General features: G+C 75.1%; 20 protein-coding genes. 14 read left to right on the forward strand and 6 right to left on the reverse strand.

The genetic code is table 11. The annotated features are described in order from the left end of the window. Positions 1 to 43: 43 nt before the first annotated feature. The 6 genes from BDZ31_RS04195 (at position 44) to BDZ31_RS04220 (ending at position 9089) form a co-directional block, all read left to right on the forward strand. Entirely contained in the window at positions 44 to 412 is a 369-nt protein-coding gene (locus BDZ31_RS04195) for a nuclear transport factor 2 family protein (RefSeq protein ID WP_183339288.1), read from the forward strand. Between the two features lie 84 nt (positions 413 to 496). After that, positions 497 to 2791, forward strand: a complete 2295-nt coding sequence (locus tag BDZ31_RS04200; RefSeq protein WP_183339290.1) for a phosphoinositide-specific phospholipase C-related protein — start codon at positions 497 to 499, stop codon at positions 2789 to 2791. A gap of 48 nt (positions 2792 to 2839) precedes the next feature. Beyond that, on the forward strand, positions 2840 to 3796 hold the full coding sequence (locus BDZ31_RS04205) for an alpha/beta fold hydrolase (protein ID WP_183339292.1): 957 nt from the start codon (positions 2840 to 2842) through the stop codon (positions 3794 to 3796). Positions 3797 to 3883: 87 nt separating this feature from the next. After that, positions 3884 to 5296 (forward strand): hemolysin family protein, encoded by a 1413-nt coding sequence (locus BDZ31_RS04210; protein WP_183339294.1) that lies wholly within the window; start codon positions 3884 to 3886, stop codon positions 5294 to 5296. Continuing rightward, positions 5296 to 6339: a hemolysin family protein gene (locus tag BDZ31_RS04215; RefSeq protein WP_183339296.1), complete on the forward strand. Its 1044-nt coding sequence runs from the start codon at positions 5296 to 5298 to the stop codon at positions 6337 to 6339. Before BDZ31_RS04210 ends, BDZ31_RS04215 begins: the two co-directional genes overlap by 1 nt. Before the next feature lie 146 nt (positions 6340 to 6485). Then, positions 6486 to 9089 (forward strand): vWA domain-containing protein, encoded by a 2604-nt coding sequence (locus BDZ31_RS04220; protein WP_183339298.1) that lies wholly within the window; start codon positions 6486 to 6488, stop codon positions 9087 to 9089. Here the strand turns inward: BDZ31_RS04220 and nhaA are convergent. Both nhaA and chrA read right to left on the reverse strand, forming a co-directional pair. After that, positions 9028 to 10293 (reverse strand): Na+/H+ antiporter NhaA, encoded by a 1266-nt coding sequence (nhaA, locus tag BDZ31_RS04225; RefSeq protein WP_183339300.1) that lies wholly within the window; start codon positions 10291 to 10293, stop codon positions 9028 to 9030. The genes BDZ31_RS04220 and nhaA overlap by 62 nt on opposite strands. A 154-nt stretch (positions 10294 to 10447) precedes the next feature. Next, on the reverse strand, positions 10448 to 11677 hold the full coding sequence (gene chrA / locus BDZ31_RS04230; RefSeq protein ID WP_183339302.1) for a chromate efflux transporter: 1230 nt from the start codon (positions 11675 to 11677) through the stop codon (positions 10448 to 10450). Positions 11678 to 11774: 97 nt separating this feature from the next. Between chrA and BDZ31_RS04235 the strand changes: the two genes are divergently transcribed. The 3 genes from BDZ31_RS04235 (at position 11775) to BDZ31_RS04245 (ending at position 14355) form a co-directional block, all read left to right on the forward strand. Further along, on the forward strand, positions 11775 to 12611 hold the full coding sequence (locus BDZ31_RS04235; RefSeq protein WP_183340988.1) for an undecaprenyl-diphosphate phosphatase: 837 nt from the start codon (positions 11775 to 11777) through the stop codon (positions 12609 to 12611). 98 nt (positions 12612 to 12709) lie between these two features. Further along, complete coding sequence (locus tag BDZ31_RS04240) at positions 12710 to 13675, forward strand: GlxA family transcriptional regulator (RefSeq protein ID WP_183339304.1); 966 nt, start codon at positions 12710 to 12712, stop codon at positions 13673 to 13675. Between the two features lie 23 nt (positions 13676 to 13698). Further along, positions 13699 to 14355 carry a DJ-1/PfpI family protein gene (locus BDZ31_RS04245; protein ID WP_183339306.1) on the forward strand — a complete coding sequence of 219 codons (657 nt, stop codon included), beginning with the start codon at positions 13699 to 13701 and terminating at the stop codon, positions 14353 to 14355. Between the two features lie 101 nt (positions 14356 to 14456). Here BDZ31_RS04245 and BDZ31_RS04250 read toward each other — a convergent pair whose 3' ends face one another. Then, positions 14457 to 15323 (reverse strand): alpha/beta fold hydrolase, encoded by an 867-nt coding sequence (locus BDZ31_RS04250; protein WP_183339308.1) that lies wholly within the window; start codon positions 15321 to 15323, stop codon positions 14457 to 14459. Positions 15324 to 15417: 94 nt separating this feature from the next. Between BDZ31_RS04250 and BDZ31_RS04255 the strand changes: the two genes are divergently transcribed. Both BDZ31_RS04255 and soxR read left to right on the forward strand, forming a co-directional pair. Continuing rightward, positions 15418 to 16107 (forward strand): TetR/AcrR family transcriptional regulator, encoded by a 690-nt coding sequence (locus BDZ31_RS04255; RefSeq protein WP_183339310.1) that lies wholly within the window; start codon positions 15418 to 15420, stop codon positions 16105 to 16107. Positions 16108 to 16180: 73 nt separating this feature from the next. After that, on the forward strand, positions 16181 to 16624 hold the full coding sequence (soxR, locus tag BDZ31_RS04260) for a redox-sensitive transcriptional activator SoxR (protein ID WP_183339312.1): 444 nt from the start codon (positions 16181 to 16183) through the stop codon (positions 16622 to 16624). Between the two features lie 63 nt (positions 16625 to 16687). Here soxR and BDZ31_RS04265 read toward each other — a convergent pair whose 3' ends face one another. Next, on the reverse strand, positions 16688 to 17650 hold the full coding sequence (locus BDZ31_RS04265; RefSeq protein ID WP_183339314.1) for a cation diffusion facilitator family transporter: 963 nt from the start codon (positions 17648 to 17650) through the stop codon (positions 16688 to 16690). A 43-nt stretch (positions 17651 to 17693) separates the two neighbouring features. Further along, positions 17694 to 18521 (reverse strand): SDR family NAD(P)-dependent oxidoreductase, encoded by an 828-nt coding sequence (locus BDZ31_RS04270; RefSeq protein WP_183339316.1) that lies wholly within the window; start codon positions 18519 to 18521, stop codon positions 17694 to 17696. A 182-nt stretch (positions 18522 to 18703) separates the two neighbouring features. On the opposite strand from BDZ31_RS04270, the gene BDZ31_RS04275 reads away from it, so the two are divergent. Together BDZ31_RS04275 and BDZ31_RS04280 are read left to right on the forward strand one after the other, a co-directional pair. After that, positions 18704 to 18976 (forward strand): AbrB/MazE/SpoVT family DNA-binding domain-containing protein, encoded by a 273-nt coding sequence (locus tag BDZ31_RS04275; protein WP_183339318.1) that lies wholly within the window; start codon positions 18704 to 18706, stop codon positions 18974 to 18976. Then, positions 18973 to 19371 carry a type II toxin-antitoxin system VapC family toxin gene (locus BDZ31_RS04280; RefSeq protein ID WP_183340990.1) on the forward strand — a complete coding sequence of 133 codons (399 nt, stop codon included), beginning with the start codon at positions 18973 to 18975 and terminating at the stop codon, positions 19369 to 19371. Before BDZ31_RS04275 ends, BDZ31_RS04280 begins: the two co-directional genes overlap by 4 nt. A gap of 143 nt (positions 19372 to 19514) precedes the next feature. On the opposite strand, the gene BDZ31_RS04285 is transcribed toward BDZ31_RS04280, so the two are convergent. Further along, positions 19515 to 20561 carry a hypothetical protein gene (locus BDZ31_RS04285; RefSeq protein WP_221242805.1) on the reverse strand — a complete coding sequence of 349 codons (1047 nt, stop codon included), beginning with the start codon at positions 20559 to 20561 and terminating at the stop codon, positions 19515 to 19517. Between the two features lie 164 nt (positions 20562 to 20725). On the opposite strand from BDZ31_RS04285, the gene BDZ31_RS04290 reads away from it, so the two are divergent. After that, on the forward strand, positions 20726 to 21238 hold the full coding sequence (locus BDZ31_RS04290; RefSeq protein ID WP_183339320.1) for a hypothetical protein: 513 nt from the start codon (positions 20726 to 20728) through the stop codon (positions 21236 to 21238). The last annotated feature ends 54 nt before the right edge of the window (positions 21239 to 21292 follow it).

The raw sequence follows: 21292 nt of genomic DNA on the forward strand, positions 1-21292 counted from the left end.
AGTGGTCGCCAGACACCGACCACCGATCACCAAGGAGGCCGACATGGCTGAGATCGCCACCGTCGTCGACGACTACATCGCCGTCTGGAACGAGCCGGACCCGGAGCGCCGCGAGGCCCTCGTCGCCCGCACCTGGACCGAGGACGGCACCTACCTCGACCCGCTGATGAGCGGCGAGGGGATCGCCGGGATCAGCGCGATGGTCGGCGCCGCGCAGGCGCAGTTCCCCGGCCATCGCTTCGAGCTGACCGCCGGTCCCGACGCCCACAACGACGTCGTCCGCTTCACGTGGACGCTCGTCGCCGTCGACAGCGGCGCGCCGGCCGCCGTCGGCGTCGACTTCGCGACGGTCGCCGACGACGGCCGGCTGCGCAGCGTCACCGGCTTCCTGGAGCCGGTCGCGGCGGGCTGAGCGGAGCCGGAGACGTGCGGCGGCGGGCCTGGCCGCCGCGCGGGCGAGGCAGGGCGGGACGGCGCCGTGCTGAACTAGGTCGACGTGCGTCGCCCCGCCCTCCCGCTCCTGCTCGTCTGCCTCGCCGGCCTGCTGGCGCTGATCGCGCTGCCGGCGGTCTACGTCCGCGGCGAGATCGTCGATGAGCGGGCGCTCGCCGACCGCGTCGGTGCGGCCGCGACCTCCGCGCCGGTGCGGGCGGTCGCGGCGCAGCGGATCGTCGACGCGGCCGTCGACGCCGGCGCGGAGCAGCTGCTGATCACGCGCCCGCTCGCGATCGCCGGGATCGAGTCGCTGCTCGACACGCCGGTCGTCCGCCAGCTCGCCCGCGGCGCGGCGCGCGACGCCCACGCGCTGCTGGTCGAGGGCAGGGAGGGCACCTTCGTGCTCGACCTCGGCCGCGGCACCGCGCTCGTGCTCGACGGGCTCCGCAGCGTCTCGCCGAGAGCGGCCGAGGCGCTGCCGGAGGGCTTCGACCCCGAGGTGCTGCGGATCGACTCAGACGACCCGGCGCTCGCCGGCGTCCGGCGGCTCGTCGCGATCGGCGACTGGCTGGCGTGGGTCGCGCCGCTCGGCGCGATCGCCTGCGCCGCCGGCGCGCTGCTCCTCTCGCGCGACCGCAGGCGGACGCTCGTCCAGCTCGGCGGCGCGCTCGCCGTCGCGTCGACGCTGCTGCTCGTCCTGCTCGCGGTCGCGCGCAGAGCCGCGGTGCCCGGCGCCGAGGCGGCCCCCGACGTCGCCGCGGCGGCCGGCGCGCTGTGGGACGCGCTGCTCGGCGACCTCTCGCTGTGGGCCGAGACGGCGCTGCTGGCGGGCCTCGTCGTCGCCGTCGTCGCGGCCGCCAGGCGCGATCAGCAGCCGCAGGGGACGGTCAGCCGCCTGCTCAGCACCGTCTCGCGCGTGCGCCAGGCGCAGACCCCGCGCTGGCGGACGGTGCGCGCCTTCGCGCTGCTCGCCGCCGCCGCGCTGATCGCGTGGGAGCCCGAGCTGGCGCTGAGATTGACCGCGATCGGCCTCGCCGTCTACGCGATCTCGGAGCTGGCGGCCGTCCTCGACGCCTCCAGCGCGAGCTGGCTGCGCCAGCGGGCCGAGCAGCGCGCGGCGGCCGAGCGCGCCCGTGCGGCGGCCGAGCGCGCGGCGGCCGCGGGCGCGAGCGGCGGCGCGCGGGGCGCGGCGGCCGGGCCGGGCGGTCCCGGCGCGGGCAGAGGCGGCGGCGCGCGGGGCGCCGGGCGCTCCGGCGGAGGCGGAGGCGGCCGCCTGCGCGGCGCGTTCGCCGCGGCGCGCCAGCCGCGGCTGGCGATCCCGGCGGCGGCGGTCGTGCTCGCGGTCGCGATCGCGGCCGTCCTGACCGGCGACAAGCCGCAACCGCCCGCGAGGGCGGCCGTCCCCGCGACCGGCTGCAACGGCGCGCGCGCGTACTGCGACCTGCGCCTCGACCAGTACACCTTCGCCGGCACCCACAACTCGTACTCGGCGGCGCAGGAGCCGGGCTGGCTGATCCCCAACCAGCGCTTCGGGATCGCCCGCCAGCTCGACGACGGCATCCGCGCCTTCCTGCTCGACGTCCACGTCGGCGAGCAGACCGACCAGCTCGTCCGCACCGACCTGCGGGCCGAGGGGATGAACCGCAACAAGGTGACGCGCGCGATCGGGGCCGACAACGTCGCGCTCGCCGACCGCCTGATCGCGCGTGCCGGCGCCGGCACGCTGCGCGGCCGCCGCGAGCTGTTCCTCTGCCACACGCTCTGCGAGCTCGGCGCCGCGCCGGCGCTGGCGCAGATGCGCGCCTACGCCCGGTGGCTCGACAGACACCCGGGCGAGGTGCTGCTGTTCATGCTCGAGCCGTACGTGCCGCCGAGGCAGATCGTGCAGCTGTTCCGCCGCGCCGGCCTGCTCGACGACGTCTGGACGCTCGACCGCCAGGCGCCGCTGCCGACGCTCGGCGACCTCGTCCGCGCCGACCGCCGCCTGCTCGTCTTCACCGAGGCCGACGGCGGCGCGCCGCCGTGGTACATGAAGGCGTGGTCGTTCTTCCAGGACACGCCGCTGGGCGCCACGAAGGCGAGCGAGCTGCGCTGCCGGCGCCAGCGCGGCGACGCCGACAGCCCGCTGCTGCTCGTCAACCACTGGATCGACGCGTTTCCGCCGAGCCCCCGCGCCAACCGCGAGATCGGCGGCGCCTTCCTCGAGCGCCGGCTCGACAGATGCGCGCGCGAGCGCGACATGCAGCCGAACGTCGTCGCCGTCGACTTCCACCAGACCTCCGGCGTCGTCGAGGCGGCGAGCGCGCTGAACGAGGCCTCCGTCGAGGCGGCGCGCAGGCTGGAGGCGCTCGACTAGCCTCGCCGCGTGTCCGGTTCCCAGCGCGACGATCGTCCGAGAAGGCGTATGCGAAAGCGCACCCTTCTCCTCTCCGTCGCGCTCGGGCTGCTGGCGCTGCTCGTCGTCGTCAACTGGACCTGGGGCGACCTGCCCGGCGAGCCGCCCCCGCGCGGCGCCGCGGCGACGCTCGCCGGCATCGACGTCCGCTGGGTCGAGCGCTCGCCGGCCGGCGAGCGCCGTGCCGCTCCGCCGGTCGTGCTGCTGCACGGCCTGCCCGGGACGGCCGACGACTTCGCCCGCGTCACGCCGCTGCTGTCGGCCGCCGGCCACCGCACGATCGCGCTCGACCGGCCCGGCTTCGGCTTCTCCGACGGCGGCCACCACCCGCTCGACGAGCAGCTCGCGACGCTCGACGCGCTGCTCGACCGGCTGGCGCCCGAGCGCCCGATCGTCGTCGGCCACTCCTTCGGCGGCACGCTCGCGCTCGCCTACGCGGCGCGCAGACCGGAGCGGCTGCGCGGCCTCGTGCTGGTCGCGGCGTCGGCTGGGCGGCCCTCGACCGGCGCCGAGCGCGCGCAGGCGCGCTTCGCCCAGATCCTCTCGTGGCCGGTCGTCGAGCCGCTCGCGCACGTCACCTTCGGCCAGGCGCTCCTGCGCGTCTCGGCGCGCGCGGGCGTCGAGAGGGCTTTCGCGCCCGACCCGGTCGACCGGGAATACGAGCGGCGGCTGCTCGCCGTCTCGATGCAGCGCAGCGACCTCGACGCGATGGCCGGCGAGCGGCTCGCGGCGAACGACGTGACCGCGCGGGTCGGCCGGCAGATCGGCGCGATCGACGTGCCGGCGGTCGTGATCCAGGGCGCCGGCGACCGCCTCGTCGGCGCGGAGATCGGCCGCCGGCTGGCGCGCGAGCTGCCGCGTGCGCGGCTGGTCGAGGTGGCCCGCGGGCACATGGTCCCGCTCGTCGCCCCGGCGGTGATTGCCGAGGCGGTGAGAAGCTGCGCCGCCGGTTGTGGTACCCATTAAGCGCTCGATGAGCGAACCTGCCCTAGACGAACCTCCCGGTAGCAGTCCCAAGCGCATCCGTCCCCTGCGGCATTGGACGGGTGCGCGATGACCGAGCTGCTCCTGCTTGCGGCGGCGTTCGCGCTGGTGATCGCGTGCGGCCTCTTCGTCGCCGCCGAGTTCGCCTTCGTCACCGTCGACCGCGCGACCGTCGACCGCGCCGCCGAGGCCGGCGACGGCAAGGCGAGAGGCGTCCAGTCGGCGCTGCGCTCGCTCTCGACCCAGCTGTCCGGCGCGCAGCTCGGGATCACCGTCACGAACCTGCTGATCGGCTTCCTCTCCGAGCCGGCGATCGCGCAGCTGCTCGAAGGGCCGCTCGGCTCGCTCGGCGTGCCCGACGGGGCGACGAGAGGCATCTCGCTGACGCTCGCGCTGCTGCTGTCGACCGCCTTCACGATGGTCCTCGGCGAGCTGGTGCCGAAGAACCTCGCGATCGCGATGCCGCTGCAGACCGCCCGCGCGGTCCAGGGCTTCATGCGCAGCTTCACGCGCGTCAACCGCCTCGTCATCAGCGGCTTCAACGACATCGCCAACGCGACGCTGCACCGGCTCGGGATCGAGCCGCAGGAGGAGCTGGCCTCGGCCCGCTCCGCCGAGGAGCTGACCTCGCTCGTGCGCCGCTCGGCCGAGCAGGGGACGCTCGAGCTGGAGACGGCGACGCTGCTGCAGCGCTCGCTCGCCTTCGGCGACCGCCGCGCCGACGACGTCATGACCCCGCGCGTCCGCATGCGCACGGTCGCCGCCGACGAGCCGGCGATCCGCGTGATCGAGGCGGCGCGCGAGTCCGGCTTCTCGCGCTTCCCGGTCGTCGGCGAGAGCCCCGACGAGGTCGTCGGGATCGTCCACGTCAAGCATGCCGTCGGCATCCCGCACGAGCGCCGCGACGAGGTGCCGATCGCCGAGGTGATGGCGAGACCGGTGCTCGTCCCCTCCTCGATCGAGCTCGACCCGCTGCTCGCGATCCTGCGCGAGGGCGGCCTCCAGATCGCCGTCGTCGTCGACGAGTTCGGCGGCGTCGACGGCCTCGTCACGCTCGAGGACGTCGTCGAGGAGATCGTCGGCGAGGTCGTCGACGAGCACGACCGCCGCGACATGAGCGCGCGTCGGCGCCCGGACGGCTCGTGGACGCTGTCGGGGTTGCTGCGCCCCGACGAGGCGTCGCGCGCGACCGGCCTGCTGCTGCCCGAGGACGAGGAGTACGAGACGCTCGGCGGCCTGATCCAGGACGAGCTGAGCAGAATGCCGGCCGTCGGCGACGAGGTGCTGCTGCGGACGAGAGACCTCGAGGGCCGCCGCTGCGAGGTGACGCTGACGGTCGTCCGGCTCGACGGCCTGCGCGTCGACCGCGTCCTGCTCGAGTCCGCGTGCGTCGAGGACGAGGACGACGACGAGCCGCGCAACGGGAACGGCGGCCGCAACGGCAACGGCAGCGGCAACGGCGCCGAGCGAGGGCGCGCCTGATGGGCGGCGACCTGTTCGCGATCGGGCTGACGGTCGTCCTGCTGGCCCTCAACGCCTTCTTCGTCGGCGCCGAGTTCGCGCTGATCTCGGCCCGCCGCAGCGCGATCGAGCCGCGTGCGGAGGAAGGGACGTGGACGGCGCGGATCGCGCTCTACGCGATGGAGCATGTCTCGCTGATGATGGCCGGCGCCCAGCTCGGCATCACCGTCTGCACGATCGGCCTCGGCGTCCTCGGCGAGCCGGCGATCGCCCACCTGCTCGAGGGCCCGTTCAGCGACATCGGCATCCCGTCGGCGCTGGTCCACCCGATCGCCTTCGCGCTCGCGCTCGGCCTGATCGGCTTCCTCCACGTCGTCTACGGCGAGATGGTGCCGAAGAACATCGCGCTCGCCGGCCCCGACCGGGCCGCGCTGATCCTCGCGCCGCCGTTGGTCCTGATCGTCAGAGTGCTCCACCCCTTCATCGCCTCGTTCAACTGGGTCGCGAACGTGCTGCTGCGGCTCGCCGGCGTCAGACCGAAGGACGAGGTGACGAGCGCCTTCACGCGCGACGAGGTCGCGGGCCTCGTCGAGGAGTCGCGGCGCGAGGGCCTGCTCGACCCCTCCGAGGGCCACGTCCTGATCGAGGCGCTGAAGTTCGTCGAGCGCGACGCCAGCTCGGTGCTGCTGGGGCTCGACAGGCTCGTGACCGTCCGCGACGACGTCACGCCGGCCGAGGTCGAGCAGCTCGCGGCCACCACCGGCTTCTCGCGCTTCCCGGTCCGCGACGCCGACGGCGACTTCGTCGGCTACCTCCACCTGAAGGACGCGCTCGAGCTGAGAGAGCGCCACCGCACGCGCCCGATCGCCCAGCGCTGGATCCGCCCGCTGCCGCACGTGCAGGCGACCGACACGCTGCGCAAGGTGCTCGCGACGATGCAGCGCTCCGGCGCCCATCTCGCGCAGGTGCTCGACAGAACCGGCAGGGTCCTCGGCGTCGCCGCGCTGGAGGACGTGCTCGAGGAGCTCGTCGGCGAGATCCGCGACGAGAGCCGCGCCGCGTAACGGCGCCGGCCGAGCGACCGCCGCCCGCCTTTCGCGACCGTCGACGCTCCACTTCCCGGTTGCGCGCCGGCGCGCCGCCTGCTTGGATGCTCGCCGGCGTGCGCCCGCACGCCCGGAGTCAGAGCCGGGGACAGGGGAGCGTTGGCATGAGGAAGGTCCTGGGAGCGGTCGCTGCGGTGCTGCTCGTCCTGTGTGCGACGGCGGTGCCGGCGCGGGCCGCGACCGACGTCGTCGTCGTCTTCGACACGACCGGGTCGATGAGCGGCGCGATCGACGAGGCCAAGGACGAGATGCGCAACGTGATCGACGAGGTCGGCGCCCGCTTCGGCGACGTCCGCTACGCCGTCGCGGCGGTCTCCGACTACGGCGCGGTCGACGACTATGGCGACGACGGCGACGAGCCCTGGACGCTCGTCCAGCCGCTGACCGACGACCGGCTCGCCGTGCAGGCCGCGATCGACGCCCTCGACGCCTCCGGCGGCGGCGACGAGGCCGAGGCGTACGGGCGGGCGCTGCGCGAGGCCGACACCAGCGCCGCGATCGGCTTCCGCCCGGGCGCCCAGCGGCTGGTCGTGCTCGTCGCCGACTCGGTCCCGCACGACGACGACCTCAACGAGGGCGTCCCGGATGAGCTGCAGACCTACTCGTCGCCGTTCGACACCGGCGTCGACCCGGGGCCCGACGAGCGCTTCGGCACCGCCGACGACATCGACTGGCAGACGCAGCTGGCCGAGCTGAGAGCGCACGGGATCCCGCTCTACTTCGTCCTCTTCAAGGGCGGCAGCGACCTGCTCGGCTACTGGCGCCATTGGGCCGGGACGACCGGCGGGAGCGCGTCGACCTCCGGCGCCGGCGACCTCGGCTCGACGCTCGTCGACGCGATCAGCGCCGGCGCCGGCGGCTGCGCGCGCAGCTACAAGCGGGTCGGCACCGTCGACGTCTGCGCCGACGCGATCGCCGAGCAGGGCGACGGCACCTTCAGCGCCACCGGCGCGGTCCGCGTCGCCGCCGGCCTCGCGGTCGGCGACGGCCCGGTCGCGATCGACACCGGCGCGCAGACGGTCGCCGGCAGCGGCGCGCTCGCCGTCGTCCGCGGCGCGACGACGGTGCCGGTCGGCAGCGGCGCCTTCTCGATCGCGGCGGCCGGCGTGAACGACGCGACCTCCGGCCGCGAGCGGCTGGCGACGCTGTCGCTGGACGGGGCGACGCCGGCGTCGTTCGCGGTCGGCAAGATCGGCCTCAGCCCGTTCGCGGCGCTGTACGTCGACCCGGCCGACGGCGGCGGCGTCGTCGCGGTCGCCAACCCGCTCTTCAAGCTGCGCGGCGTCGGCCCGACCGGCACGCTCGCGATCGGCCTCCACGCCCGCTCCGCGACCGCCTACCGGGTGCTCGGCGGCTCGGCCGGCTGGTCGCTCAAGGTCGGCGAATGGGGGATCGGCGCGTCGCTGCAGTACGACGGCGGCGAGGACGTGTGGAAGCTCGAGGGCGAGGCCGACCTTCCGGGAGCGATCGGCGGCGCGAAGGTCTCCGGCTCCCTGCGCAAGGGCGAGATCGACGCGATCGGGATCGCGGCGAAGGCCGGCGATACCGGCGTGCCGCTCGGCGCGACCGGCTTCTTCTTCGACAGCTTCTCCGGCGAGCTCGCGGGCCTGGCGGGGAAGACGCAGCGGCTGAAGCTCGGCGTCACCGGCGGCTACGGCCCCAAGATCCCCGTCGTCAAGAAGCGCCCGATCGCGCTGGAGAAGGCCGACGTCACGGTGCGGACCGACCTCAGCGGCGCGATCGACGGCCGGATCGGGCTGGTCGACCGGCGGCTGGCCGGCGGCGACCTCGACGTCTCGATGCGGATGCGGCCGTCGTTCAGCGCCAGCGGCCGGCTCAACGCCGACGTCTCGCTGCTCGGCACCGGCTTCTTCGCGCGCACCGCGATCGACATGACCTCGCGCCACTTCACCGCGACCGGCGGCGCCGAGCTGCGAGTCGCGGGACGGCGGGCGCAGGGCGCGAGCGCGATCGTCTCCGACGAGGGCGCCGGCGCGAGCGGCAAGCCGTGCGCGATCTGCCCGACCGTCGGCGTCGGCATCCGCTGGCGCGACGCGTTGAAGTTCCCGCCGCAGCCGGAGTGGATCGGCGCCGACATCGAGCGCTACCGGACGACCCGCGCCGCGGCGGCGGCCGGCCGCCGCGGCCGCGTCCTGCGCGTCGCGCCGGGGACGGCCGTGCTCGCCGTCTACGGCAGCGCCGCGCGCGGCGGAGAGGCCGACGTCGAGCTGGTCGCGCCGGGCGGGCGCCGCTACCGGCTCGGGCGCAGAAGCGGCCCGTTCGCGCAGGTCGTGCGGGCGCCGGACGGCCGCATCGCCTTCACCGTCCTGCGCCCGAAGCCGGGCCGCTGGCGCCTGCTGAGCGGCGCCGCGACGACCGTCGAGGCGCAGCGCGTGCCGCGGATCGGCACCGTGCGGGCGCTGCGCGCGACGCCCCGCAGCGGCAGACGCGACCGCCTCCGCAGGGGGCGCGTGCGCGTGCGCTGGCGCGTCGACGGCCGGCTGCCGCGCGGCGCGCGCGTCGCCGTCCAGCGGGCGAAGGGCCGCGGCGGCGGGGTCACCGTCGCGACGGCCGCGGTGCGCCGCCGGACGGTGACGTTCAAGGTGCGCAGACTTCGCCGCGGCGCCAACCGGCTGTCGCTCGTCGTCAGCGCGAAGGGGGTGCCGTTCCGCCGGGTCGCGGTTCCCGGCGTCGTCTACCGCCGATGAGCAGCGCGGCGCCGAGCAGGCCGCTGACGAGCGAGCCGGCGAAGATGCCGACCTTCGCCGCGTCGGTCAGCGCGGCGTCGGCGAACGACAGGCCGGCGATGAAGATCGAGACGGTGAAGCCGATCCCGCCGAGCGCCGCGACGCCGTAGATCTGGTTCGGCGCCATCCCCGCCGGCAGCTTGCCGATCCCCGCCCGCAGCGCCAGCAGCGTCGCGCCGGAGATGCCGGTCAGCTTGCCGAGCACGAGGCCGGCGGCGACCGCCCACGTGACCTCGCTGGAGAGGGCGTCGCCGAGCATGCCGCCGCCGAAGTCGACGCCGGCGTTCGCGAGCGCGAACAGTGGCACGATCGCGTAGGCGCTGACCGGGTGGAAGCGGTGCTCGAGGAAGGTCTGGACGTCGCGGCCGCGGAAGGGGCGCGCCGGCACGAGCAGGCCGAGCGCGACGCCGGCGATCGTTGCGTGCACGCCCGACTCGTAGACGGCGACCCAGATCACCGCGGCGACCGGGAGGTACGCGAGCGCGCGCGAGACCCCGGCCCGCTGCATCAGCACGACCGCGAGCAGCCCGCCGAAGGCGACGACGACCCACAGGAACGACAGCGCGTCCGAGTAGAACAGCGCGATGATCGCGATCGCGATGATGTCGTCGACGATCGCGATCGTCAGCAGGAACAGCCGCACGCCGGCGGAGATGCGCGGGCCCATCAGCGCCAGCACGCCGACCGCGAAGGCGATGTCGGTCGCGGCCGGGATCGCCCAGCCGGCCGCCCCGTCGCCGCCGGCGGCGATCAGCGTGAAGATCAGCGCCGGCATCGCGACGCCGCCGGCCGCGGCGATCGCCGGCAGGACCGCCGCGCGGCGGTCGCGCAGCTCGCCGGTCACCAGCTCGCGCTTGATCTCCAGGCCGACGACGAAGAAGAAGACGGCCATCAGCAGGTCGTTGACCCAGTGCTGCAGGTCGAGGTCGATCGTCGCGCTGCCGACGCCGACCTCGACGTGCGTCGCCCACAGGTCGAAGTAGGCGTCGCTCCACGGGCTGTTGGCCCACACGAGCGCGATCAGCGCCGCGGCGAGCAGCAGCAGGCCGCCGGCGGTCTCGTCGTGGAGGAAGTCGCTCAGCGGGTCGACGACCTTCGCCTTGACGGCGGTGCGGAGACCGCGCGGCTCGTCGGCGGTCGGAGGCGGCTCGGGCGCGGAGGGCATCGGTCCTTTCGGGCAGGGATCGGCGAACGCCGACCAGACTTCCCGGCACACCCAGACCACTGAGGGTACCGGCTGACGTGCGCGGCGGGACGGCGGCGGGCGCGCGGGCGCCCGGAGGGGCCGGCCGGCGGCCGCAGGGTGGCGCGCGGGCAGGTCAGCCGACCGGTCCGCCGAGCAGCGCGACCGCGATGCCGGCCGCGGCGGCGAGCAGCAGCGTGAGCACGACGCCCCGGCGCGCGACGAGCAGCAGCAGCGCGCCGGCCGCGAGCACGACCGCCTGCCACGGCTCCGTCAGGCCGGCGGCGAGCGGGATCGCGGAGCCGGCGATCGCGCCGATCGAGGCCGGCCCCGCGCCGGCGAGGAAGGCGCGGGCGCTCGGCAGCGCGCTGAGGCGGTCGAAGCGGTCGGCGCCGAGCGCGATGAAGGCGAACGACGGCGCGAAGGCGACGAGCGAGGCGATCGCCGCTCCGCCGAGGCCGTGCGCGGCGTAGCCGACGACCGCGATCGTCTGCGTGACCGGGCCGGGGGTCGCCTGACCGAGCGCGACGGCGTTGAGGAACTCGGCGTCGCTCATCCAGTGGAAGCGGTCGACGGCGTCGGCCTGCATCAGCGGGACGATCACGAAGCCGCCGCCGTAGGAGAGCGCGCCGACCTTGAAGGCCGTCCAGCAGAGCGCCGCCAGCCCGCCGCCCGCGACGACCGCCGCGAGCACGGCCGCCGGCGCCGGCCACGCGACGAGGCGGGCAGTCGGGCCGCCGCCTGCTCCAGCGGTGCCGCCACTTGCGCCGCCGCCGCCTGCTCCGCCGCCCGGCCGGTCGGGCGCCGCGCGGTGCCACGCCAGCTCGATCAGGCCGCAGGCGAGCAGCACGAGCACGAGCCACGGGCCGAGCGTCGCGGTCGCGACCGCCCCGGCGAGCACCCACGCGACCCAGCGGCCGCGGCGCCCGCGTCCGCGCGCCCGCCGCCAGCTGCCGGGCAGCAGCCGCAGCGCCGCGTCGAGCGCGACCGCGGCGACGACCGCGCCCGCCCCGGCTCCGGCGCCGCGCACCCACGCCGGCGGGTCGCCGAGGAACAGGATCGCGAGCGCGACGATCACGATCAGCCCGGGCAGGATGAAGGCGGCGCCGCCGGCGAGCGCGCCCGCGACGCCGCGCAGCCGCCACGCGCAGTAGACCGCCAGCTGCGTCGAGGCCGGGCCGGGCAGCACGTTGGTCGCGGCGATCGCGTGCTCGAACTCCTCCTCGTCGATCCAGCGGCGGCGCGCCACGCACAGCTCGCGCAGCATCGAGACGTGGGCCGGCGGGCCGCCGAAGCCGAGGCAGCCGATGCGGCCCCACTCGCGCACGATCGTGCGCAGGGACGGAAGGTCGTCGCGGGTGCGCACGCTGGCGCGGACGATAGCCGGCGATCGGCGTCTTGTAGGGTGCTTGCCCGATGCACCGCTCCACCGCCGCCGCCCTGGCCCGGACGACGACGCGCTGATGGACCTCTGGCACGCGATCGTGCTCGGCGCCGTCGAAGGCGTCACCGAGTTCCTGCCGATCTCGAGCACCGGGCACCTGACGATCCTCGAGTCGGCCTTCGGCTACAGGGTCGACGACCCCGACATCACCGCCTTCACGGCGATCATCCAGGTCGGCGCGGTGCTCGCGACGCTGCTCTACCTGCGCGCCGACATCAAGAGAATCCTCGCCGCCTTCTTCCGCGGCGTGGCGCGCTCCGAGCACCGCCGCGACCTCGACTTCAAGTTCGCGATCGCGGTGCTGCTCGGCTCGATCCCGATCGGGATCGTCGGGCTGCTGTTCAAGGACGAGATCGAGACGACGCTGCGCAGCCTGTGGTTCGTCGGCTCGGCGCTGATCCTGTGGAGCTTCGTGATGCTGTTCGCCGACATGAACGCGAAGCAGGACCGCCACGAGCGCGACGTCACCTGGAAGGACACGCTGATCATCGGGGTCACGCAGTGCCTCGCGCTGATCCCGGGCGTCTCGCGCTCGGGCGCGACGATGTCGGCCGGCCTCCTGCGCGGGCTCGACCGCGTGACCGTGACGCGGCTGTCGTTCTTCCTCTCGATCCCCGCGCTCAGCGCCGCCGGCGTGCTCCAGGCGGTGACCGAGTTCGACAACATCTCCAACGGCGTCGGCTGGGGGCCGACGCTCGTCGCGACCGCCGTCAGCTTCGTCGTCGCCTGGTTCGCGGTCTCCTGGCTCCTGCGCTACATCGCCCGCCACAGCTACGCGATCTTCATCGTCTACCGCGTCGCGCTCGGCGCGCTGATCCTGCTGCTGGTCTCGACCGGCGTCCTGTCGGCGACCTGAGCGCCGCCGCGCCCGGTCAGGCCGGCCGCAGCGCGGATGGCCGGAAAGGTGGGCGATCCGTCATTGCTGCCATCGCCGAGCGCGGCGATCATGACGCCATGTCCCGCAGCGCGCACCGCGTCCTGATCGTCCTCTTCGACGGCGTCCAGAGCCTCGACGTCACCGGTCCGCTCGAGGTCTTCTCCGGCGCCGCGAGCCATCCCGGCTGCCAGGTGCCCTACGTCGTCGAGACCGCCTCGCTCGACGGCGCGCCGGTGCGCGCCAGCAGCGGCCTGCGGCTCGCGCCCGACGGGCCGCTCGCCGCGGCGCCCGACACGCTCGTCGTCCCCGGCGGCGCCGGCACGCGCAGACCCGACCCGCGCCTCGTCGCGTGGCTGCGCGAGACCGCGCCGCGGGCCGGCCGCGTCCTCTCCGTCTGCACCGGCGCCTATCTGCTCGCGGCGGCCGGGCTGCTCGACGGCCGCCGCGCGACGACCCACTGGGCCCACTGGCGGCGGCTCGCCGAGCGCCACCCGCAGGTCGACGTCGACCCCGAGCCGATCTGGGTCCGCGACGGCGACGTGATGACCTCGGCCGGCGTCACCGCCGGGATCGACGCGTCGCTCGCGCTGGTCGAGGAGGACGTCGGCCGCGAGGTCGCGCTCGCGATCGCCCGCCACCTCGTCGTCTTCCTGCGCCGGCCCGGCAACCAGACGCAGTTCAGCGCGCAGCTCTCGGCGCAGGTCGCGCAGCGCGAGCCGCTGCGCGAGGTCCAGCGCTGGATCGACGACAACCCGGCCGGCGACTGCTCGGTCGAGGCGCTCGCCGCCCGCGCCTGCCTGTCGCCCCGGCAGTTCGCGCGCGCCTTCGCGCACGAGGTCGGCGTCACGCCCGGGCGCTACGTCGACCAGGTGCGGCTCGAGACCGCGCGCCGGCTGCTGGAGGAGAGCGGCGACGGCGTCGAGGCCGTCGCGCGCGCCTGCGGCTACGGGACGCCCGAGGCGATGCGCCGCGCCTTCCTGCGCACGCTCGGCGTGCCGCCGCTGGAGTACCGCCGGCGCTTCCGCGCCGGCGCACCCGCCTGAGAAACCGACAGAGAGGAGCGGCGATGCGTGTCGCCGTCGTGCTGTACGACCAGTTCACCGCGCTCGACGCGGTCGGTCCCTACGAGGTGCTGAGCCGCGTGCCCGGCGCCGAGGTGACGTTCGTCGCCGCCCAGGCCGGGCCGGTCCGCACCGACACCGACCGCCTGGCGCTCGTCGCCGACGCGGCGCTCGACGAGCTGCCCGACCCCGACGTGATCCTCATCCCCGGCGGCCCCGGCCAGCTGGCGCTGATGGAGGACGAGCCGCTGCTGTCGTGGCTGCGCCGCGCCGACGCGAGCTCGACCTGGACGACCTCGGTCTGCACCGGCTCGCTGCTGCTCGCGGCCGCCGGCCTGCTCGACGGCCGTCGCGCGACGACCCACTGGCTGCTGCTCGACGACCTCGAGCGCCACGGGGCGACCGCCGTGCGCGAGCGGGTCGTCGTCGACGGCAAGGTCGTCACCGCCGCCGGCGTCTCGGCTGGAATCGACATGGCGCTGACGCTCGCCGCCGAGCTCGCCGGCGCCGACGTCGCCCAGACCGCGCAGCTGCTGCTCGAGTACGACCCCAAGCCGCCGTTCGACGCCGGGTCGCCGGCGACGGCGCCCGATGCGCTCGTCGCGGCGCTGCGCGAGGCGAGCCGCCAGCTGCTGGCCGCCTCCGACGTCCAGCGGGCCTGAGGTCGCCGAGGGCGGTCGCCGCTCGCCGGCGCTGCGGCGTCGCCAGCGGGCGCGCGGCTCGGAGTCCGTCGCTCGCCGGCGTGCCGCCGCCGCCGGCGCCCCTACGCCGCCGCCGGCGCGCCCTCGGCGACGAAGGCGCGCAGCTCGGCGAGCAGCGCCTGAGGCCGGTCGATCGGGACGAGCGTGTAGCTGCCGTCGAGCTCGACCAGCCGGCCCCGGGGCAGCAGCTCGGCGAGCCGGCGGCCGTGGTCGCGCGGCATCAGCCGGTCCTCGGTCGCCCACACGACGAGCGCCGGGCGGTCGAAGTCGCGCAGCCGCTCGGTCGCCGCGACCGTCTCCTCCCGCGCGAAGCGCGAGCCGGCGTACTTGGCGAGGTCGCGGCGGATCGCGCGCTCGCGCGTGGGGGCGAACCAGGCGCGCGCGACCTCCTCAGGCACCGGGCGCCGGCTCATCCAGCCGAACAGCAGCGGGAAGCGCCGCAGCCGGCGGCTGCGCAGCGGCTGCGCGGCGAGGCCGACCCCGACCGGGCCGAGGCGGCCGGCCAGGCCCGCCAGCCGGCCGGGGATGCCGGGCGGGAAGTTGTCGAACGCCTCGCAGGCGCACAGCACGAGCTTCCCGACGCGCTCGTCGAGCCCCATCTCGACGAGCAGGATCGGGCCGCCCCAGTCGTTCAGCACGAGCGTCGCGTCGCGCAGGTCGAGCGCGGCGAGGAAGTCGGCGACCAGGCGCGTCATCCCGCGCAGGTCGAGCTCGGCGTCGTCGCGCATCGCGACACGGTGGGCGCCGAGCGGCAGCGTCGGCCGGATCACGCGCGCATCGCGCGCGAGGCCGGGCGCGACCTCGTTCCAGAGGGAGCCGTCCATCAGCAGGCCGTGCAGCAGGACGACGACCGGCGCGTCGTCGCGGCCGGGCGGCTGGCCGCTGTCGTCGTACTCGATCGTGCCGGCCGGGAGCTCGACCGTCTGCATGGCGCACCTCGCAGTCTCCGCCGGAGCGGGCCGCTGCCGGCCCCGACGACTAGATAGATCGCTCTAGCGGGAACGGTAGCTATCATCGGCGCCGATGTCGAGCAGCAGCGGACAGCACGCTGACGCGCCCGAGCCGGTCGAGGTCCGGCCAGCGGGGCGCGGCGCCGCGCCGGACGCCGACGCGTCCCAGCCGCAGGCGGCCGACGCCGCTCCCACCACCAAGGAGCGGATCGTCTACGCGAGCGCCGAGCTGTTCCGTCGCCAGGGGTTCAGCGGCACCGGCGTCAAGCAGATCGTCGCCGAGGCGAAGGCGCCGTTCGGCTCGCTCTACCACCACTTCCCCGGCGGCAAGGAGCAGCTCGGCGAGCAGGTGATCCGGATCGCCGGCGGCATGTACGGGCAGCTGGTCGCCGCCGTCATCGACCCGCACGCCGACATCGTCTCCGGGATCGAGGAGGCGTTCCGCCTCGCCGGCGTCCACCTCGCCGACAGCGGCTGGGCCGACGCATGCCCGATCGCGACGATCACGCTCGAGACGGCCAGCTCCAGCGAGGCGATGCGGACCGCCTCCCGTGACGTCTTCGAGGCGTGGTTCGCCGCGCTCGCCGGCCGCTTCCAGGAGGCCGGCATTCCCGCGGAGCGCGCCCGCTCGCTGGCGATCTCGACGCTCGCGCTGCTGGAGGGGGCGTTCATCTTCGCCCGCGCGGCGCGCACGACCGAGGCGCTCGACGCCGCCGGTCGCACCGCCGCCGACGCGGTGCGGGCCGCGCTCGCGGAGCGGTGAGACGGGCCGGCGGCAGCTCCCGGTTCTTCAAGCGCACTTGAAGTCAAGGCCCGTGCGTGATTGACTGCCGCGCATGTCGGAGCAGCTGACGATCGGCGAGCTGGCAGAGCGCAGCGGCGTCGCCACCAGCGCCCTGCGCTACTACGAGGAGCGCGGCCTGATCAGGGCCGAGCGCAACTCCTCCGGACACCGCCGCTTCGCCCGGCCGGTGATCCGCCGCGTCGCCTTCGTCGTCTTCGCGCAGAAGGTCGGGCTGACGCTGGAGGAGATCGGCGAGGAGCTGAGCAAGCTGCCCGACGACCGCGTTCCCAGGCGCGCCGACTGGGCGAAGCTGTCGCAGCGTTGGAGCGCGCGGATCGACGAGCGGATCGCCGAGCTGGAGCGGCTCAAGTCGGGCCTGACCGACTGCATCGGCTGCGGCTGTCTCTCGCTCACGCGCTGCAGACTGGCCAACCCCGGCGACGTCGCCGCCCGCTTCGGCCCCGGTCCCGCCGTCTGGAACGGCGGGGGCGGCTGAGCGCGGCACGGCGGGACCGCCGCCGTCTGGAACGGCGGGGGCGGCTGAGCGTCGCGCGGGTTGTCAGCCGCCCGCGCGCGGCCGCTCGCCCGGCGCCGCGCCGTGCGGCTCGGTCCAGCGGTCGAGGCCCGTGTCCTCGAACGAGGCCGGGTCCTCGAGCGGCTCGAGGTGGGTGAAGACGGTCGCGTGGCCGAGCGCCTCGCGCAGCTCGCGGTCGAGCTGCTCGGCGAGGTCGTGGCCTCTCTGCACCGACCAGTCGCCGGGCACGAGCACGTGCGTGGAGACGAACGCGCGGCTGCCGGCGCGGCGGCTGCGCAGCGCGTGGAACTGGACCTGCTCGCCCGCGTGGCGTCTCAGCACGGCGTCGACCTTCGCCAGCTCCTCCTCGGTCAGCGCGCGGTCGAGCAGGCCGTCGGTCGAGCGCCGCACGAGCGAGACGCCGGTGACGACGATGTTGGCCGCGACGACGAGCGCGACGATCGGGTCGAGCGGCGTCCAGCCGGTGATCGCGACCAGCGCGACCGCGATCACGACGCCGGCCGAGGTCCACACGTCGGTCAGCAGGTGCTTGCCGTCGGCCTCGAGCGTCATCGACTGGTACTCCCTGCCGGCGCCGACCAGCTTGCGCCCGACGCCGAGGTTGACGAGCGAGGCGACGACCGCGACCGCGAGGCCGATCCCGACGTCGCTGATGTCGGCCGGGTTGAGGAGGCGGTCGATCGCGGTCACGCAGATCGTCGCCGCGGCGAGGATGATCAGCGCCCCCTCGACCCCGGCCGAGAGGTAGTCGGCCTTCTCGTGGCCGTAGGTGTGCTCCTCGTCGGGCGGACGGGTCGACCACTGCACGACGACGAGCGCGAACAGCGCCGCGACGAGGTTGACGACCGACTCGGCCGCGTCGGAGAGCAGGCCGACGGAGCCGGTCACGGCCCACGCGCCGAACTTCAGCGCGATCGTGACGACTGCGGCGGCGATCGACAGGTAGACGAGCCGCCGCAGGCGGGTACGGCGGTCTGCCTGGGTCATGACCCAGGCGAGGATAGTGCGTCGCGTTCCGGCGCGCCGGGGATTACCGGCGCACGAGCTTCATGCCGCGCTCGATCACGTCGAAGTAGTGGACCGGCACGGCGCGGGTCAGCAGCGAGATCGCCGTCGCGTCGGGGCCGATCAGGATCCGGTCCTTGCCCTTCAGGACGCCCTCGTGGATCGTCTTGGCCGCCTTTCTCGGCGACGTGCGGGCGATTCTGGCGAACTCCCTGACCATTCTCTCGTGGTCGGTGCCGCCCTGGTCGTCGACGTGGAAGCGGGCGTTCTTGACGATGTTCGTGCGGATGCCGCCGGGGTGGACGGTGATCGCGTTGACGCCGCTGCCGCGCAGCTCGTGGCGCAGCGCCTCGGTGTAGCCGCGCACCGCGAACTTCGACGCGCAGTAGGAGGACTGGGTCGGGAAGGTCATCAGCCCGAAGACGCTCGACACGTTCACGACCGCGCCGCTTCTCTGTCTCAACAGGATCGGCAGGTAGGCGCGGGTGCCGTTGACGACGCCCCAGAAGTTGACGTTCATCACCCACTCGTCGTCTTCGATCGAGCCCTCGGCGGCCGTCTGCGACACGGTCACGCCGGCGTTGTTGACGACGATCCCGAGCGGCGCCGGCGCCCAGTCGGCGACCTCCGCCGCGAAGGCGAGCGCGCCGTGGCGGTCGCTGACGTCGAGCCTGCGCGCCAGCACCGGGCCGGAGATCGCGGCGGCCGTCTCCTCGAGCCCGGCCTCGTCCCAGTCGCAGATCGCGACGGGGCAGCCGTGCTGCGCGAGCCGCTGCGCGAGCGCCCGCCCTATCCCCGACGCAGCGCCGGTGACGACCGCCGTACGCCCGTTGACCACTGTTGCTTGTGCCATGGTACGCCACGGTACCGCGCCGGCCGCGCCCACGCGCCGCCTCCTCGGCCGCCCGGCCGCCCCGCCCCGCCCCGGCACGGACCTCTGTCATCTGCCTGTCGCTCAGCAGCAGCTGGATGACAAAGGTCTGGTGGGATCCGTACATGAGTGGGACGGGTTGGATGCAGTGGTATGGTCGGAGCATGGCCCACGCGGAGCGTCATGTCACCGTCGGCGATCGCGGCCGCGTCGTGCTGCCGGCGGCGGTCCGCGCCGAGCTCGGCCTGGTGCCGGGGGCGAGAATGCTGTTGAGCACCGAGGCCGACGGGTCGGTGCGGCTGCGGCCCTACCGCGCCGTCGCCGACCGCAATCGCGGCCTGCTCGCCGAGCTGCTCGGGGCTGACCGCTCGCTCGCCGACGAGCTGGCGGAGGAGCGCCGGCGGGAAGCGGCGCGCGAGGACGAGGAGCAGCGCTGACGGTCCTCGACGCCTCGGCCTTCCTCGCGTATCTGCAGGACGAGCCGGGCAGCGAGGCGGTCGCCGACGCGATCGCCGACGGCGCGACGATCTCGGCGGCGAACCTCGCCGAGGTGCTCAGCCGCGTCGCCGCGCACGGCCTCGATCCGCTCCGTCTGCTCAGACGGCTGGTCGACCGCGGGCTGATCGACGGCGCGATCGTCGTGGAGCCGCTGACCACCGCCGACGCGGCGGAGATCGCGCGGCTGCGGCCGCTGACGAAGGCGGCCGGCCTGTCGCTCGGCGACCGCGCCTGCGTCGCGCTCGCCCGGCGGTTGCGGCGGCCGGCGCTGACCGCCGACCGCGCTTGGACCGGACTCGACCTCGGCGTCGAGCTGCGCCAGATCCGCGCCTGACGAGCGGACGAGGTCGTTGAAGCCCTGGGTCGGGTCCTTCTGTCATTCGATGGGTCGAGGAGACCCACCGGATGACACAGGTCGCCCGGGCGACCGGTCGGGCGGACCGGGGGGCGGGTCGTGGGCCGTTCGCGCCGTGACGCTCAGCAGGCCGGCTCGGCTGGCAGCGAGCTGACGTCGGCGTTGTCGACGACCCATCTGGCGAGCGTCGTCAGCGCGGTCGTGCCGCTCTCGTGGCTGCCGTCGCCCGGCTGGGCGGCGATCGCGACCGCGAGCGGCTTGCCGTCGACGGTCACGATCCCCATCTGGCGGTCGAGGTAGCCGCCGCCGCTGCCGGGGCTGGAGCCGGGGCCCCAGCCGCCCTTCAGCTGCGCCGGCAGACCGGTCGCGCCGAGTCCCCAGCGGTGAGCGGAGATCACCTCGCCCATCAGCCCGAGCACCTGGCCGCCCGCCTCGGTGCAGGCCATCCCGGCCGTGAAGCGGGCCTGGTCGGCGAGCGCCCAGTTCGTCTGCCCGAACGGCGTGAAGCCGGAGCGCAGCGTGCGCGACTCGGTCGCGGTCGCCTCGTCGCCGGCGGCGCGCAGCTGCGCGTCGGTCGCGGCGGCCGCCGCGCCGCCGCCGCCGAGCGCGTCCCACAGCCGCGTCGCCGCAGCGTTGTCGGAGGCGGTGATCGCCTGGCGCAGGTCGCCGTCGTTCGCGACCCCGGCGGAGATCGCCGCCATCGCGACCGGCACCTTGCTCGTCGACCACGCGACCGCGCTCTGCAGCGCGCCGAGCTGCTCGACCTGCTGGCCGCGCCCGGCGCCCGCGACGGCGACGCCGACCGGCCCGGAGAGCGAGCCGGCGAGCTGGTCGAAGCTCGCACGCGCCTGCGCGGAGAGGATCGCGCCGCCGCCGCCGGCGGAGCCTGAGCCGCTCGCGCCGCCGCCGGCGGCGCCCGGGTCGGCGTTCGCCGCGGCCTCGCTCGCGCGCTTGCGCTTCAGCCCGCTCAGCTCCTCGCGCAGCTTCTGCGCCTCGGCCTCGAGCTCGGTCGCGCGCGTCTCCTGGATGTTGCCGCGCCCGGTCGCCTGCTCCAGCTGCGTTCTCGCGCGCTCCTCGGCGCTGCTGCCGCAGGCGGCGAGCGCGACGGCCGACGCGACGGCGAGCAGCAGCGCGGCGAGCGGACGGGCGATGCGAAGCGGGGCGCGCACGGTCGCTGGATCCTGACGGATGGGGAGGCGCGATGAAGCGGTTCACGTCGTCCGCGCCGGGCCGCGGAAGCGCGACCGGCGGCGCGCCAGCTCGGATAAAGTCGCCATAAACCAGGTGCGATCCAGGGGCCTGGCCGGGGAAGCCACGAGTCATGAGGGACCGGATGTCTGCAAATCGACTGTTCGCCGTCGCGGCGACCGCGCTCCTCGCGAGCGGGGCGGCGGCGGCGCTCGGCGCCTGCGGCAGCAGCGGCGACGACAGACCGAGCGCCGAGCAGGTCGCGGCGATCAAGCGCGAGGCGATCCGCGAGGAGCGGGCCAAGCAGCGGACGGCGCAGGCCGAGCGCGAGCTGAAGCAGCTCAGACGCGAGATCCAGAAGTTGAAGAAGAGAGGCGGCGCGAGACCGGCCCCGTCGAGCGGCGGATCGTCCGGCGGCGGCTCCAGCTCCGGCGGCTCCTCATCGGGCGGCTCGTCGTCGTGCGGCGGTGGCGTCTCGGTCAACTCGGTGACCTCGTGTCCGTTCGCGGCCAACGTCGTGGCGGCCTTCCACGCGAACGGCCCCGGCACCGTCTACGCCTCCAGCCCCGTCACCGGCCAGACCTACGCGATGAGCTGCAGCGGCGGCGTGCCGACCGTCTGCACCGGCGGCAACGGCGCCGCCGTCTACATCCGCTGAGGCCGGGCGGCCGCGCCCGGCGCGCCGGGCAGCGATCGCCCGTCGGGCGCGGGC

Source organism: Conexibacter arvalis (assembly GCF_014199525.1).
Classification (GTDB): domain Bacteria; phylum Actinomycetota; class Thermoleophilia; order Solirubrobacterales; family Solirubrobacteraceae; genus Conexibacter; species Conexibacter arvalis.

Coding starts and splice junctions, on each gene's coding strand:
- BDZ31_RS04210 (WP_183339294.1), top strand. CDS start 3,884: ATGACCGAGCTGCTCCTGCTTGCGGCGGCGTTCGCGCTGGTGATCGCG.
- BDZ31_RS04265 (WP_183339314.1), bottom strand. CDS start 17,650: ATGACCCAGGCAGACCGCCGTACCCGCCTGCGGCGGCTCGTCTACCTG.
- BDZ31_RS04195 (WP_183339288.1), top strand. CDS start 44: ATGGCTGAGATCGCCACCGTCGTCGACGACTACATCGCCGTCTGGAAC.
- BDZ31_RS04275 (WP_183339318.1), top strand. CDS start 18,704: ATGGCCCACGCGGAGCGTCATGTCACCGTCGGCGATCGCGGCCGCGTC.
- BDZ31_RS04245 (WP_183339306.1), top strand. CDS start 13,699: ATGCGTGTCGCCGTCGTGCTGTACGACCAGTTCACCGCGCTCGACGCG.
- BDZ31_RS04205 (WP_183339292.1), top strand. CDS start 2,840: ATGCGAAAGCGCACCCTTCTCCTCTCCGTCGCGCTCGGGCTGCTGGCG.
- BDZ31_RS04220 (WP_183339298.1), top strand. CDS start 6,486: ATGAGGAAGGTCCTGGGAGCGGTCGCTGCGGTGCTGCTCGTCCTGTGT.
- soxR (WP_183339312.1), top strand. CDS start 16,181: ATGTCGGAGCAGCTGACGATCGGCGAGCTGGCAGAGCGCAGCGGCGTC.
- BDZ31_RS04250 (WP_183339308.1), bottom strand. CDS start 15,323: ATGCAGACGGTCGAGCTCCCGGCCGGCACGATCGAGTACGACGACAGC.
- BDZ31_RS04270 (WP_183339316.1), bottom strand. CDS start 18,521: ATGGCACAAGCAACAGTGGTCAACGGGCGTACGGCGGTCGTCACCGGC.
- BDZ31_RS04235 (WP_183340988.1), top strand. CDS start 11,775: ATGGACCTCTGGCACGCGATCGTGCTCGGCGCCGTCGAAGGCGTCACC.
- BDZ31_RS04215 (WP_183339296.1), top strand. CDS start 5,296: ATGGGCGGCGACCTGTTCGCGATCGGGCTGACGGTCGTCCTGCTGGCC.
- BDZ31_RS04240 (WP_183339304.1), top strand. CDS start 12,710: ATGTCCCGCAGCGCGCACCGCGTCCTGATCGTCCTCTTCGACGGCGTC.
- nhaA (WP_183339300.1), bottom strand. CDS start 10,293: ATGCCCTCCGCGCCCGAGCCGCCTCCGACCGCCGACGAGCCGCGCGGT.
- BDZ31_RS04290 (WP_183339320.1), top strand. CDS start 20,726: ATGTCTGCAAATCGACTGTTCGCCGTCGCGGCGACCGCGCTCCTCGCG.
- BDZ31_RS04255 (WP_183339310.1), top strand. CDS start 15,418: ATGTCGAGCAGCAGCGGACAGCACGCTGACGCGCCCGAGCCGGTCGAG.